The sequence below is a fragment of the Hydrogenophaga sp. A37 genome, assembly GCF_002001205.1.
Taxonomy (GTDB): Bacteria; Pseudomonadota; Gammaproteobacteria; order Burkholderiales; family Burkholderiaceae_C; genus Hydrogenophaga.
In genome coordinates, this window is record NZ_MUNZ01000134.1 from 1 (window position 1) to 13,796 (window position 13,796).

Consider the following 13,796-nt stretch of genomic DNA (forward strand, 5'->3'; position numbering starts at 1 on the left):
ACAACTACCGCCCCCAGTTCTACTTCCGCACGACGGACGTGACGGGTGCCATCGAGCTGCCTGAAGGCAAAGAGATGGTGATGCCGGGTGACAACGTGTCGATCACGGTCAAGCTGATCAACCCCATTGCCATGGAAGAAGGTCTGCGCTTCGCCATTCGCGAAGGTGGTCGTACCGTCGGCGCCGGTGTCGTTGCCAAGATCATTGCGTAAAGATTGAGAAGCCCTTGTGCTCTGCGGGTTCGCGACGGTGAGCCGCTGGGACCAAGAGATGAATAGCCAGTAGGGGTATAGCTCAATTGGCAGAGCGTCGGTCTCCAAAACCGAAGGTTGTAGGTTCGATTCCTACTGCCCCTGCCACCGAACAGGCAAGCAACAGGATTTCCTCCTGACCTGAATCCGCTCTGTTTCGTGGTGTTTACAAGCCCGCCGAAGTCGTTGAGACCTCTGGTGGGCTTGCGTGTCTGGAGCCTCTCGGCTCTTTTCACGCTTTTTTGTCAAGAATCATCTGGATCCTCATGGCCACTTCCGAAGTTCAAACCGTCAACACCAGCGCCGACAAGGCCAAGCTGGCGGGAGCTGTCGCACTGCTGCTGGGTGCCTTTGTGGCCTTTTACCTGTTGTCGGGAAAAGGGGCGTTGGCCCAGTGGGCGGCGCTGATCGTGGGGGTTGCGGCTGCGGTGGTGGTGTTTGGTGTGTCCGAGTCGGGCAAGCAGCTGGTGGCCTTTGGCCGTGACGCTTGGCGGGAGACCAAAAAAGTGGTTTGGCCGGCTCGCAAGGAGGCCATGCAGATGACAGCCTATGTGTTTGCCTTTGTGTTTGTGATGGCGCTGTTCCTCTGGTTGACCGATAAAACGGTTGAGTGGCTGTTTTACGACGTGATTCTGGGTTGGAGAAAATGATGAGTGATCAACAGAGCCCAGTGACCGATGGTGTCGCAGCCGAGGGCATGCGCTGGTATGTGGTGCATGCCTACTCCGGCATGGAGAAGGCTGCCGAGCGCAACATTGTCGAGCGCATCAATCGCGAAGGCATGCAAAGCAAGTTCGGTCGCATCCTGGTGCCCACCGAAGAGGTGGTGGAGGTCAAGAACGGCCAAAAGCGCACCACTGAACGCAAGTTCTTCCCTGGTTATGTGCTGGTGGAAATGGTCATGGACGACGAGACCTGGCACTTGGTGAAGCACACCAACAAGGTGACGGGTTTTGTGGGTGGCGCGAAGAACCGCCCGGCCCCGATTTCCGAAGAAGACGTTCAGAAGATCGTCAACCAGATGCAGGAAGGCACCGACAAGCCCCGCCACAAGGTGGAGTTCATCGTGGGCGAGTACGTGCGGGTCAAAGAAGGTCCGTTCACCGACTTCAACGGCACGGTCGAAGAAGTCAATTACGAGAAGAACAAGATGCGCGTGTCGGTGACCATTTTTGGTCGAGCTACACCCGTTGAGCTTGAATTCAGCCAGGTCGAAAAGACCTGACATTTGTCGTGTGAGTTTTCGTGGTGCAGGCGGGTCGGCCCGACGCCTGCGCCATTTGATTTTTCCGGGTCCCCCAACGCGAGGAGGTTGTCTTGATGGCAACCGTCTGCACTCGCAGGAGCTAAAAAATGGCGAAAAAAATCGTCGGCTTCATCAAGCTGCAAGTGCCAGCTGGTAAGGCCAACCCCTCCCCACCCATCGGCCCGGCCTTGGGTCAGCGTGGCCTCAACATCATGGAGTTCTGCAAGGCGTTCAACGCCCAGACCCAAGGTCTTGAGCCTGGCATGCCGATCCCGGTGACCATCACCGCGTTTGCGGACAAGAGCTTCACCTTCAAGATGGGCACGCCCCCGGCGACCTACATGATCAAGAAGGCCATCAAGCTCGACAAGGGTTCTCCGGTGCCCAACAAGCAAAAGGTCGGCAAGATCACGCGCGCTCAGCTCGAAGAGATCGTGAAGACCAAGATGAAAGACATGACCGCCGCCGATGTGGACGCCGCTGTGCGCACCATCGCCGGTTCGGCCCGCTCGATGGGCGTGATTGTGGAGGGCGTGTAAATGTCCAAGCTGACCAAAAAACAGAAAGCCTTCGAAGGCAAGGTCGACAGCAACAAGCTGTACCCGCTGGTCGACGCGCTGGCCATCATCAAAGAATGCGCCAATGCCAAGTTCGATGAATCCATCGACGTGGCGATCCAGCTCGGCGTGGACGCCAAGAAATCCGACCAGGTGGTGCGTGGCGCCGTCGTGATGCCCAACGGCACCGGCAAGACCAAGCGCGTGGCCGTGTTCGCCCAAGGTGCCAAGGCCGAAGAAGCCAAGGCAGCCGGTGCCGACATCGTCGGCATGGACGACCTGGCCGCCGAAATCAAGGCCGGCAAGATGGACTTTGACGTCGTGATTGCCTCCCCCGATGCCATGCGCATTGTGGGTACCCTGGGTCAGGTGCTGGGTCCCCGTGGCCTGATGCCCAACCCCAAGGTCGGTACCGTCACGCCCGACGTGGCCCAGGCGGTGCGCAACGCCAAGGCCGGTCAGGTGCAGTACCGTGTCGACAAGGCCGGCATCATCCACGGCACCATCGGTCGCCGCTCGTTTGATACCGACAAGCTCCAGGGCAACCTGGCTGCGTTGATCGACGCGCTGAACAAGTCCAAGCCTGCGACCAGCAAAGGTGTGTACCTGCGCAAGGTGGCGGTGTCGTCGACGATGGGCGTGGGCGTCCGCGTGGACACCCAGACCATCTCGGCGTAATCGCAAGAATTCGGGCGTTCCCGCAGAAGTGGAGGGACGCCCGGGTGTGGTGGGCTTGTGCCGGGCAGCAATGTCGCGGCATGAGGCCATCCAAGACCGTTGGTGTTGGAACCAACCCGAAAGGGCGCGCTCTGACTTAATTGTGAAAAGCCAACGCAGATGGCGATCCCGCTGCAGATGGAATCTGATTCCCGAAACAGTTGGTCGCTGCAATGAAGCGTGCCGGAGGTCCCTGACCAAAGGCACATTGAAGGAGTAGACCTTGAGTCTGAATCGCAGTGAGAAAGAAGCGGTCATTTCCGAAGTGACCAGCCTCGCCGCAAAAGCTCAAACGCTCGTGATGGCGGAATACCGCGGCATCACGGTCGCTGCCATGGACAAACTGCGCGTCAATGCCCGCAGCAACGGTGTCACGCTGAGTGTTCTGAAGAACACCTTGGCTCGCCGAGCTGTGGCTGGCAGCAGTTTTGAAGTGGCCGGTGACCAGATGACCGGTCCGCTGATCTATGGCTTCTCCGTCGACGCCGTGGCCGCCGCGAAAGTGGTGGCCGAGTTCGCGAAAACCAATGACAAATTGGTCATTCGCGCAGGCGTTTACGGTGGAAAAGTCCTGGACGTCGAGGGCGTGAAGCAGCTCGCCAGCATCCCTTCGAAAGAAGTGCTGTTGGCTCAGCTGTGTGGCTTGCTGATGTCGCCCATTTCGCGCACGGCCGTTGTGCTGGGCGCGTTGTCGGCGAAAAAAGGCGAAGGCGCTGCCGCACCGGCAGAAGCGGCTGCAGAACCTGCAGCTGAACCCGCCGCACCGGCAGAAGACGCCGCCGCCGCTTGATGCGTGGCGCGTTTGTTTAACCAATTGTTAGGAAATCAAAATGGCATTCGATAAAGACGCATTTCTGACCTCGCTGGACAGCATGACGGTCATGGAACTCAACGACCTGGTGAAAGCCATCGAAGAGAAGTTTGGCGTGAGCGCAGCCGCCATGGCCGCACCCGCAGCTGGTGGTGGCGGTGCTGCTGCCGTCGCTGAAGAGAAGACCGAATTCAACGTCGTGCTGCTCGAAGCCGGCGCCAACAAAGTCTCCGTCATCAAAGCCGTGCGCGAAATCACCGGCCTGGGCTTGAAAGAAGCCAAGGACCTGGTCGACGGCGCACCGAAGAACGTGAAAGAAGCGATCGCCAAGGCCGACGCCGAAGCCGCTGTGAAGAAGCTGGTGGATGCCGGCGCCAAGGCTGAACTGAAGTAATTCGGTTCCGTTCAGGGGCTGGAGTGCTCGAAAGGGCCTCCAGCCTTTGGTGCTTTCAGAGCGCAGCCAAAAATCGGCTTGAAGCTGGTTCTCCCGCCTCCCAAATGGTCGGCAGAAAATCAAATTAAGCCCACTTTTGACTGTCTTCTGACCCCGACTGCAGAAGACGACTTGGTTCGGGCCTGTGTGCAATGCACAGGCCGTCCGCCAATGGTTGGTAGAGGCCAGCCGCCAAGCATGTCACCCGCCGTTTGACGCGACGGGATGACCGATCAGTCGCCGCAGACCTCAAGTCCGGAGATCTCATGGCATCCGCATCGAAATATTCATACACCGAACGCAAGCGCATCCGCAAGAGTTTTGGCAGCCGCGAAAACGTGCTCGCGATTCCCTACCTCCTTCAGATGCAGAAGGACGCCTACACCGCGTTCCTGCAAGCCGACAACGCGCCCAAGAAGCGCACCAACGAAGGCCTGCAGGCCGCGTTCGAAGCCGCCTTCCCCATCGTCTCGCACAACGGTTTTGTCGAGATGAAGTTCGTCGAGTACAACCTGGCCAAGCCGGCGTTCGACGTGCGGGAATGCCAGACCCGTGGCCTGACCTTTGCCTCTGCAGTGCGCGCTCGCGTGCAGCTGATCATTTACGACCGCGAGTCCTCGACCGCACAGTCCAAGGTGATCAAGGAAGTGAAAGAGCAGGAGGTCTACATGGGCGAAGTGCCCCTGATGACCGACAAGGGCTCCTTCATCATCAACGGCACCGAGCGCGTGATCGTGTCTCAGCTGCACCGCTCGCCGGGCGTGTTCTTTGAGCACGACAAGGGCAAGACGCACAGCTCGGGCAAGCTGCTGTTTTCGGCCCGCATCATTCCCTACCGTGGTTCGTGGCTCGACTTCGAATTCGACCCGAAGGACGTGCTGTTCTTCCGTGTTGACCGCCGCCGCAAGATGCCGGTCACGATCTTGCTCAAGGCCATCGGCCTGACGCCGGAAACCATCCTCGCCAACTTCTTCGTCAACGACCATTTCCGCGTGATGGACAGTGGCGCTCAGATGGCCTTCGTGCCCGAGCGCCTGCGTGGTGAAGTGGCCCGCTTCGACATCACTGACAAAGCCGGCAAGGTCGTGGTCGCCAAGGACAAGCGCATCACGGTGCGCCACACCCGTGAAATGGAGCAGTCGGGCACCACGCACATCAGCGTGCCCGAAGACTTCATGATCGGCCGCGTGGTGGCCCGCAACATCGTCGACGCCGACACCGGCGAGATCATCGCCAAGGCCAACGACGAGTTGACCGAAGTGCTGCTGAAGAAACTGCGCACCTCGGGCGTTCAGGATCTGCAGTGCCTCTACACCAACGAACTCGACCAGGGCGCCTACATCAGCCAGACCCTGCGTGCCGACGAAACCGCCGACGAGTTCGCCGCGCGCGTGGCCATCTACCGCATGATGCGTCCCGGCGAGCCGCCGACCGAAGACGCTGTGCAGGCTCTGTTCCACCGCCTGTTCTACAACCCGGACACGTACGACCTGTCGCGCGTGGGTCGCATGAAGTTCAACGCCCGCGTGGGTCGTGACGAATCCACCGGCCCGATGGTGCTGTCCAACGAAGACATCTTGGCCGTGGTCAAGATCCTCGTGGACTTGCGCAACGGCCGCGGTGAAGTCGATGACATCGATCACCTGGGCAACCGCCGCGTTCGTTGCGTCGGTGAACTCGCTGAGAACCAGTACCGCACCGGTCTGGCGCGCATCGAAAAGGCCGTCAAGGAGCGTCTGGGCCAGGCCGAGCAAGAGCCGCTGATGCCGCACGACCTGATCAACTCCAAGCCGATTTCTGCGGCTCTGAAAGAGTTCTTCGGTGCGTCGCAGCTGTCGCAGTTCATGGACCAGACCAACCCGCTGGCCGAGATCACCCACAAGCGCCGGGTGTCGGCCCTTGGCCCGGGTGGTTTGACCCGCGAACGTGCCGGCTTCGAGGTGCGCGACGTGCACGTGACCCATTACGGTCGTGTGTGTCCTATCGAGACGCCTGAAGGTCCGAACATCGGCCTGATCAACTCGCTGGCCCTGTACGCGCGCCTGAACGAATACGGGTTCATCGAAACCCCATACCGCCGTGTGGTGGATGCCAAGGTCACCAACCAGATCGACTATCTGTCGGCCATCGAAGAAGGCAAGTACGTCATCGCCCAGGCGAACGCAACGCTGGACAAGGATGGCCTGCTGACCGGTGACCTGATCTCTGCCCGTGAAAAAGGCGAGTCGATCCTGACGCCTGCCGAAACCATCCAGTACATGGATGTGTCGCCCGCGCAGATCGTGTCGGTGGCCGCTTCACTGGTGCCCTTCCTGGAGCACGACGACGCCAACCGCGCGTTGATGGGCGCCAACATGTCGCGCCAGGCCGTGCCTGTGCTGCGCCCTGAGAAGCCCATGGTCGGTACCGGCATCGAGCGCGTCGCCGCGATCGACTCCGGCACCGTCGTGACGTCCAAGCGCGGTGGCGTGGTCGACTACGTGGACGCGACCCGCATCGTGATCCGCGTGAACGATGCCGAAGCGATGGCCGGTGAAGTCGGTGTGGACATCTACAACCTGATCAAGTACCAGCGTTCCAACCAGAACACCAACATCCACCAGCGTCCCATCGTTAAAAAGGGCGACCTGCTGGCCAAGGGCGACGTGATCGCCGACGGCGCTTCGACCGACCTGGGTGAAATCTCGATCGGCCAGAACATGCTGATCGCCTTCATGCCATGGAACGGCTACAACTTCGAAGACTCGATCCTGATCTCCGAGCGCGTGGTCGCCGAAGACCGCTACACCTCGATCCACATCGAGGAACTCGTGGTCATGGCGCGCGACACCAAGCTGGGTGCGGAAGAAATCACCCGCGACATTCCCAACCTGGCCGAGCAGCAGCTCAACCGCCTGGACGACTCCGGCATCATCTACGTCGGCGCCGAAGTGCTGCCCGGCGACGTGCTGGTCGGCAAGGTCACGCCCAAGGGCGAGACCACGCTGACGCCGGAAGAGAAGCTGCTGCGCGCGATCTTCGGCGAGAAGGCGTCCGACGTGAAAGACACCTCGCTGCGCGTGGACCAGGGTTCGCAAGGCACCGTGATCGACGTGCAGGTCTTCACCCGCGAAGGCATCACGCGCGACAAGCGCGCCCAACAGATCATCGACGACGAACTGAAGCGGTTCCGCCTGGACCTGAACGACCAGCTGCGCATCGTGGAAGCCGACGCCTTCGACCGGATCGAGAAGCTGCTGATCGGCAAGCTGGCCAACGGTGGTCCGAAGAAGCTGTCCAAGGGCACCAAGATCGACAAAGCCTACCTGGACGATGTCGAGAAGTACCACTGGTTTGACATCCGCCCAGCCGACGACGAAGTCGCTGCCCAGCTGGAGTCGATCAAGAACTCCATGGAGCAGACGCGCCACAGCTTCGACCTCGCGTTCGAAGAGAAGCGCAAGAAGCTCACGCAGGGTGACGAACTGCCCGCGGGCGTGCTCAAGATGGTCAAGGTCTACCTGGCCGTCAAGCGCCGCCTGCAGCCCGGTGACAAGATGGCCGGCCGCCACGGCAACAAGGGCGTGGTCTCCAAGATCACCCCGGTGGAAGACATGCCCCACCTCGCCGACGGTACGCCGGTCGACATCGTGCTGAACCCGCTGGGCGTGCCTTCGCGCATGAACATCGGTCAGGTGCTCGAAGTCCACTTGGGCTGGGCCGGCAAGGGCCTGGGCCAGCGCATCGGCGACATGCTGCAGCGCGAAGCCGCGACCAGCGAAGTGCGTGGTTTCCTGGAGCAGATCTACAACACCACCGGTCGCAAGGAAGACCTGGCGTTGATGAGCGACGCCGAGTTGCGCGACATGGCGCAGGAACTGACCCGCGGTGTGCCGTTTGCCTCTCCGGTGTTCGATGGCGCTTCCGAAAAGGAAATCATGGACATGCTCCAGCTGGCCTACCCGGAAGACGTCGCCAAGGCCAAGGGCCTGACCGAAACCCGCACCCAGGCGCAGCTGTACGACGGCCGCACGGGTGACGCTTTCGAGCGAAGGACCACGGTGGGCTACATGCACTACCTGAAGCTGCACCACTTGGTGGACGACAAGATGCACGCCCGTTCGACCGGCCCGTACTCCCTGGTCACTCAGCAGCCGCTGGGCGGCAAGGCGCAGTTCGGTGGCCAGCGTTTCGGCGAGATGGAGGTGTGGGCGCTGGAAGCCTACGGCGCTTCGTACATCCTGCAGGAAATGCTCACCGTCAAGTCCGACGACGTGCAGGGCCGCACCAAGGTGTACGAAAGCATCGTCAAGGGCGAGCACTCGATCGAAGCGGGCATGCCCGAGTCGTTCAACGTGCTGGTCAAGGAAATTCGCTCGCTCGGTATCGACATCGAACTCGAACGCTCCTAATTCGCCGGCAAGACAAGGATTGAACCCATGAAATCATTACTCGACCTGTTCAAGCAGTTCACGCCCGACGAGCATTTCGATGCCATCCGCATCGGTCTGGCTTCGCCGGAAAAAATCCGCTCGTGGTCTTTCGGCGAAGTCAAGAAGCCCGAGACCATCAACTACCGCACGTTCAAGCCCGAACGCGACGGCCTGTTTTGCGCCAAGATTTTTGGTCCCATCAAGGACTACGAATGCCTGTGCGGCAAGTACAAGCGCCTGAAGCACCGCGGTGTGATCTGCGAGAAGTGCGGCGTTGAAGTCACGCAGACCAAGGTGCGCCGCGAGCGCATGGGCCACATTGATCTGGCCGCGCCCTGCGCCCACATCTGGTTCCTGAAGTCGCTGCCGTCGCGCCTGGGCCTGATCCTGGACATGACGCTGCGCGACATCGAGCGCGTGCTGTACTTCGAAGCCTATGTGATCGTCGATCCGGGCATGACCCCGCTGAAGAAATTCGCGATCATGTCCGAGGACGACTACGACGCCAAGCGCAAGGAATACGGCGATGAGTTCATCGCCAAGATGGGCGCCGAAGGCATCAAGGAACTGCTGCAGGCCATCGACCTCGACATCGAGATCGAGAAGCTGCGCAACGACCTGACTGGCTCCGAACTCAAGATCAAGAAGAACGCCAAACGCCTGAAGGTGTTGGAAGCCTTCAAGAAGTCGGGCATCAAGCCCGAGTGGATGGTGCTGGACGTGCTGCCCGTGCTGCCGCCGGACCTGCGTCCGCTGGTGCCCCTGGACGGCGGCCGCTTCGCGACCTCCGACCTGAACGACCTGTACCGTCGCGTCATCAACCGCAACAGCCGCCTGCGCCGCCTGCTCGAACTCAAGGCGCCCGAGATCATCGCGCGCAACGAAAAGCGCATGCTGCAGGAAGCCGTGGACTCGCTGTTGGACAACGGCCGCCGTGGCAAGGCCATGACGGGCGCCAACAAGCGCGCCCTGAAGTCGCTGGCCGACATGATCAAGGGCAAGAGCGGTCGCTTCCGCCAGAACTTGCTGGGCAAGCGCGTCGACTACTCGGGCCGTTCGGTCATCGTGGTCGGCCCAACGCTCAAGCTGCACCAGTGCGGCCTGCCCAAGTTGATGGCCCTGGAGCTGTTCAAGCCGTTTATCTTCGCCCAGCTGGAGCAGCGCGGCATCGCGACCACCATCAAGGCCGCGAAGAAGGAAGTTGAGAGCGGCACGCCGGTGGTCTGGGACATCTTGGAAGAGGTGATCAAAGAGCATCCGGTGATGCTGAACCGCGCACCCACGCTGCACCGCCTGGGCATCCAGGCGTTTGAGCCCATCCTGATCGAAGGCAAGGCGATCCAGCTGCACCCCCTCGTTTGCGCGGCCTTCAACGCCGACTTCGACGGTGACCAGATGGCCGTTCACGTGCCGCTGTCGGTGGAAGCCCAGATCGAAGCCCGCACGCTGATGCTGGCCTCGAACAACATCCTGTTCCCGGCCAACGGCGAGCCCTCCATCGTGCCGTCGCAAGACGTGGTGCTGGGTCTGTACTACGCGACCCGCGAGCGCATCAACGGCAAGGGCGAAGGCATGATCTTTGCCGACTTGCTGGAGCTGCAGCGCGCGCTGGACAACGGCGTGGTGGAAATCACTGCCAAGATCAGCGTGCGCCTGACCGAATCGACCAAGAACAAGGAAACCGGCGAATTCGTGACCAGCACCTCGCTGGTGGAGACGACGGTGGGTCGTGCCCTGCTGTCGGAAATCCTGCCCAAGGGCCTTCCGTTTGAAGCGCTGAACAAGGCGCTGAAGAAGAAGGAGATCTCCAAGCTGATCAACGTCTCTTTCCGCAAGTGCGGTCTGAAAGAGACGGTGGTGTTCGCCGACAAGCTGCTGCAGAACGGTTTCCGCCTGGCCACGCGCGCTGGTATCTCCATCTGCGTGGACGACATGTTGGTGCCCAAGGAGAAGCCGGCCATCATCGATCGCGCCGAGAAGGAAGTGAAAGAAATCGCCCAGCAGTACGCCTCGGGTCTGGTGACCGCCGGCGAGCGCTACAACAAGGTTGTGGACATCTGGGGCAAGGCCGGCGACGAGATCTCCAAGGTCATGATGGCTCAGCTGGCCAAACAGAAGACCATCGACCGCCACGGCAAGGAAGTGGACCAGGAGTCGTTCAACTCCATCTACATGATGGCCGACTCGGGTGCGCGCGGTTCCGCCGCGCAGATCCGCCAGCTGGCCGGCATGCGCGGCCTGATGGCCAAGCCCGACGGCTCCATCATCGAGACCCCCATCACGGCGAACTTCCGTGAAGGTCTGAACGTGTTGCAGTACTTCATCTCCACCCACGGCGCCCGAAAAGGTCTGGCCGACACGGCGCTGAAGACGGCCAACTCGGGTTACCTGACCCGCCGTCTGGTCGACGTGACGCAGGATCTGGTGGTCAACAGCCAGGATTGCGGCACGAGCAACGGCACGGTGATGCGCGCCATCGTCGAAGGCGGTGAAGTGATCGAGTCGCTGCGCGACCGTATCCTGGGCCGTACCGTCGCCGAAGAGGTGGTGCATCCCGAGACCCGCGCGACCTTGCTGCCGGCCGGCACGCTGCTGGACGAAGACATGCTCGACGAGCTGGAAGTCATCGGCGTGGACGAAGTCAAGGTGCGCACGGCGCTGACCTGTGAAACCCGCTTCGGCATCTGCGCCAAGTGCTACGGACGCGACCTGGGTCGTGGTGGTCTGGTCAACATCGGCGAAGCCGTCGGTGTGATCGCTGCCCAGTCCATCGGCGAACCCGGCACGCAGCTGACCATGCGCACCTTCCACATCGGTGGTGCGGCGTCGCGTGCGGCCGTGGCCTCCAGCGTGGAAGCCAAGTCCAGCGGTTCGATCGGCTTCAACGCCACGATGCGTTATGTGACCAACAGCAAGGGCGAGTTGGTGGTGATCGCGCGTTCCGGCGAAATCATCATTCACGACGAACACAGCCGTGAGCGCGAGCGCCACAAGGTGCCTTACGGCGCCATCCTGGCGGTCAAGGCGGACCAGGTCATCAAGGCCGGCGCCATCCTCGCCAACTGGGACCCGCTGACCCGACCCATCATCACGGAATTCGCCGGTCAGGTGAAGTTCGAGAACGTGGAAGAAGGTCTGACGGTGGCCAAGCAGGTCAACGACGTGACCGGTCTGTCCTCGCTGGTGGTGATCGATCCGAAGCACCGCGGTTCGGCCAAGGTGGTTCGTCCGCTGGTCAAGCTGCTCGATGCCCAGGGCAACGAAGTGAAGATCCCTGGCACCGACCACTCGGTGACGGTGGGCTTCCAGATCGGCGCGCTGCTGGAAGTGCGCGACGGTCAGGACGTCGGCCCGGGCCACGTGCTCGCCCGCATCCCGGTCGAAGGCCAGAAGACGCGCGACATCACCGGCGGTCTGCCGCGGGTGGCTGAGCTGTTCGAAGCCCGCAGCCCGAAGGACAAGGGCATGCTGGCCGAGATGACCGGCACCGTGTCGTTTGGCAAGGAAACCAAGGGCAAGGTCCGCCTGCAGATCACCGATCCTGAAGGCAAGATCTGGGACGAGCTCATCCCCAAGGAAAAGAACATCCTGGTGCACGAAGGCCAGGTGGTCAACAAGGGCGAGAGCGTGGTGGACGGCCCGGCCGACCCGCAGGACATCCTGCGCCTGCTGGGCATCGAAGAGCTGTCGCGCTACATCGTGGACGAGGTGCAGGACGTTTACCGCCTGCAGGGTGTGAAGATCAACGACAAGCACATTGAGGTGATCGTTCGCCAGATGCTGCGTCGCGTGATTGTCGACAGCGTGGGCGATTCGTCGTACATCGCTGGCGAACAGGTCGAGCGCTCGGAGATCCTGAACACCATCGATGCATTGCACGCTGAAGGCAAGATCGCGCCGACTTACACCAACGTGTTGCTGGGCATCACCAAGGCCTCGTTGTCCACCGACTCCTTCATCTCGGCGGCTTCCTTCCAGGAAACCACCCGCGTGTTGACCGAAGCGGCCATCATGGGCAAGCGCGACGAGCTGCGTGGCTTGAAGGAAAACGTGATCGTGGGTCGCCTGATCCCGGCCGGTACCGGCATGGCCTACCACGAAGCGCGCAAGGTCAAGGAAAAGATGGACGACGAAGAACGCCGTGCCATCGCCGAAGCCGACGCCGTCTCGCTCGCGGCCGACCAAGCCGATGCGTCCAGCACGAGCGACGCGGCCGAGTAAAGCCTCACCGCCCGTCCCTCCAAAAGCCCCCGGCCGTCAGGTCGGGGGCTTTTTTTCTGGGGGCGGTCGGCGCGCGTGTGGCATGCCGCAGAGGGGCTGCGGTATATTGCCCAGCGCTCGCCGGGTGCTGGCTGGCGTCAATCCCAACGGAGATCTCAATATGTCGGCTGTCTCGTGGATCCTGCTCGCGGTGGTTTTGGTGCTGGTGTTTTGGGCCGTGGGGGCGTTCAACCGGTTGACCCGCCTCAAAAATGCGATCGCCAATGCCTTTGGCCAGATCGATGTGCAGCTCAAGCGCCGGTACGACCTGATTCCCAACCTGGTCGAGGTCGCACGCAAGTACCTGGCCCATGAAGCGCAGACCCTGGAGGCCGTGATCGCGGCCCGCAACCAGGCACGCAGTGCCGAGCAGTCGGCGGCGGCGAGCCCGTTGAACGCCGGCGCCATCGGCGCGCTGGCCGGTGCCGAGCAGGTGCTCGGTGGCGCCTTGGGCAGGTTGTTTGCGGTGGCCGAGGCCTATCCCGACCTGAAGGCCGACCAGACCATGCGTGAGCTGAGCGAGGAACTCTCCAGCACCGAAAATCGCATCGGTTTCGCGCGCCAGGCCTACAACGACCACGTGCTCGAATTCAACGACGCGGCGGCCCAGTTCCCAGCGCTGATCGTGGCGCGGCTGTTCAACTTTCAGCCGCAGCCGATGCTGCAGTCCACCCAGAACGAAGCCGAACGTGCGGCGGTGAAGGTTGTTTTCTGATGCAGATCCCTCCCCCCTGCGCCGCTTCGCGGCTTCCCCCCAGGGGGACCACGCCCTTGGACCGGCGGAGCCGGATCTCCGGCGTGCGCTGGGCGGGGCACGCACTCCGGGTGAGCCTGTCGCCGTTGTCTCGTGTGTGAACCGCCGTGCTGATCTTTGAGTCCCAACGCGAGGCGCGCGGGCAGACGCTCAAGCTGCTGCTGGCGTTTGGCCTCACGGTGCTTCTGTTGCTGGTGGCGGTCAATGCGGCGCTCGCTCTGGCCTGGGGCCTGACCTGGAGTTTCTGGGTGCCAGGCGCCATGTTTCCCCGCCACTTTTTTGAGGTCAACACCGCGGTCACGCTGCTGTTTGTGCTGGGCGGCTGGTGGGTGGAAACCTCGCGACTTTCCGGGGG

The 13,796-nt window shown here is 61.7% G+C and carries 9 protein-coding genes, 1 tRNA gene and 2 pseudogenes; all 12 read left to right on the forward strand.

Annotated elements, in window-relative coordinates:
- A pseudogene (tuf, locus tag B0E41_RS18485) lies at positions 1-212 on the forward strand (elongation factor Tu); the annotation flags it as partial.
- Positions 213-283: 71 nt separating this feature from the next.
- Positions 284-359: transfer RNA gene (locus tag B0E41_RS18490), tRNA-Trp, on the forward strand.
- Between the two features lie 158 nt (positions 360-517).
- The gene (gene secE, locus B0E41_RS18495; protein ID WP_077333059.1) at positions 518-901 is read left to right on the forward strand and encodes a preprotein translocase subunit SecE; all 384 of its coding nucleotides are present in this window, start codon (positions 518-520) and stop codon (positions 899-901) included.
- A complete protein-coding gene (nusG, locus tag B0E41_RS18500) occupies positions 901-1,476 on the forward strand; it encodes a transcription termination/antitermination protein NusG (protein WP_077333061.1) in 576 nt (191 codons plus the stop codon). Before secE ends, nusG begins: the two co-directional genes overlap by 1 nt.
- 128 nt (positions 1,477-1,604) lie before the next feature.
- Positions 1,605-2,036 (forward strand): 50S ribosomal protein L11, encoded by a 432-nt coding sequence (gene rplK / locus B0E41_RS18505; protein ID WP_077333067.1) that lies wholly within the window; start codon positions 1,605-1,607, stop codon positions 2,034-2,036.
- Positions 2,037-2,732, forward strand: coding sequence for a 50S ribosomal protein L1 (gene rplA / locus B0E41_RS18510; RefSeq protein WP_077333069.1), 696 nt, complete (start codon positions 2,037-2,039; stop codon positions 2,730-2,732). It abuts the gene before it with no gap.
- A gap of 262 nt (positions 2,733-2,994) precedes the next feature.
- Positions 2,995-3,561 (forward strand): 50S ribosomal protein L10, encoded by a 567-nt coding sequence (rplJ, locus tag B0E41_RS18515; RefSeq protein ID WP_077333071.1) that lies wholly within the window; start codon positions 2,995-2,997, stop codon positions 3,559-3,561.
- A gap of 40 nt (positions 3,562-3,601) precedes the next feature.
- Entirely contained in the window at positions 3,602-3,976 is a 375-nt protein-coding gene (rplL, locus tag B0E41_RS18520; protein WP_077333073.1) for a 50S ribosomal protein L7/L12, read from the forward strand.
- A 305-nt stretch (positions 3,977-4,281) separates the two neighbouring features.
- Positions 4,282-8,406 carry a DNA-directed RNA polymerase subunit beta gene (gene rpoB, locus B0E41_RS18525; protein WP_077333075.1) on the forward strand — a complete coding sequence of 1,375 codons (4,125 nt, stop codon included), beginning with the start codon at positions 4,282-4,284 and terminating at the stop codon, positions 8,404-8,406.
- A 27-nt stretch (positions 8,407-8,433) separates the two neighbouring features.
- A complete protein-coding gene (gene rpoC / locus B0E41_RS18530) occupies positions 8,434-12,648 on the forward strand; it encodes a DNA-directed RNA polymerase subunit beta' (protein ID WP_077333077.1) in 4,215 nt (1,404 codons plus the stop codon).
- Between the two features lie 160 nt (positions 12,649-12,808).
- Positions 12,809-13,402: a LemA family protein gene (locus B0E41_RS18535; RefSeq protein WP_077333079.1), complete on the forward strand. Its 594-nt coding sequence runs from the start codon at positions 12,809-12,811 to the stop codon at positions 13,400-13,402.
- Between the two features lie 146 nt (positions 13,403-13,548).
- A pseudogene (locus tag B0E41_RS18540) lies at positions 13,549-13,796 on the forward strand (peptidase M48); the annotation flags it as partial.

Excerpts from the sequence above, each read along its gene's own strand:
- secE (WP_077333059.1), top strand. The coding sequence starts at position 518 with ATGGCCACTTCCGAAGTTCAAACCGTCAACACCAGCGCCGACAAGGCC.
- nusG (WP_077333061.1), top strand. The coding sequence starts at position 901 with ATGAGTGATCAACAGAGCCCAGTGACCGATGGTGTCGCAGCCGAGGGC.
- rplK (WP_077333067.1), top strand. The coding sequence starts at position 1,605 with ATGGCGAAAAAAATCGTCGGCTTCATCAAGCTGCAAGTGCCAGCTGGT.
- rplA (WP_077333069.1), top strand. The coding sequence starts at position 2,037 with ATGTCCAAGCTGACCAAAAAACAGAAAGCCTTCGAAGGCAAGGTCGAC.
- rplL (WP_077333073.1), top strand. The coding sequence starts at position 3,602 with ATGGCATTCGATAAAGACGCATTTCTGACCTCGCTGGACAGCATGACG.
- rpoB (WP_077333075.1), top strand. The coding sequence starts at position 4,282 with ATGGCATCCGCATCGAAATATTCATACACCGAACGCAAGCGCATCCGC.
- rpoC (WP_077333077.1), top strand. The coding sequence starts at position 8,434 with ATGAAATCATTACTCGACCTGTTCAAGCAGTTCACGCCCGACGAGCAT.
- B0E41_RS18535 (WP_077333079.1), top strand. The coding sequence starts at position 12,809 with ATGTCGGCTGTCTCGTGGATCCTGCTCGCGGTGGTTTTGGTGCTGGTG.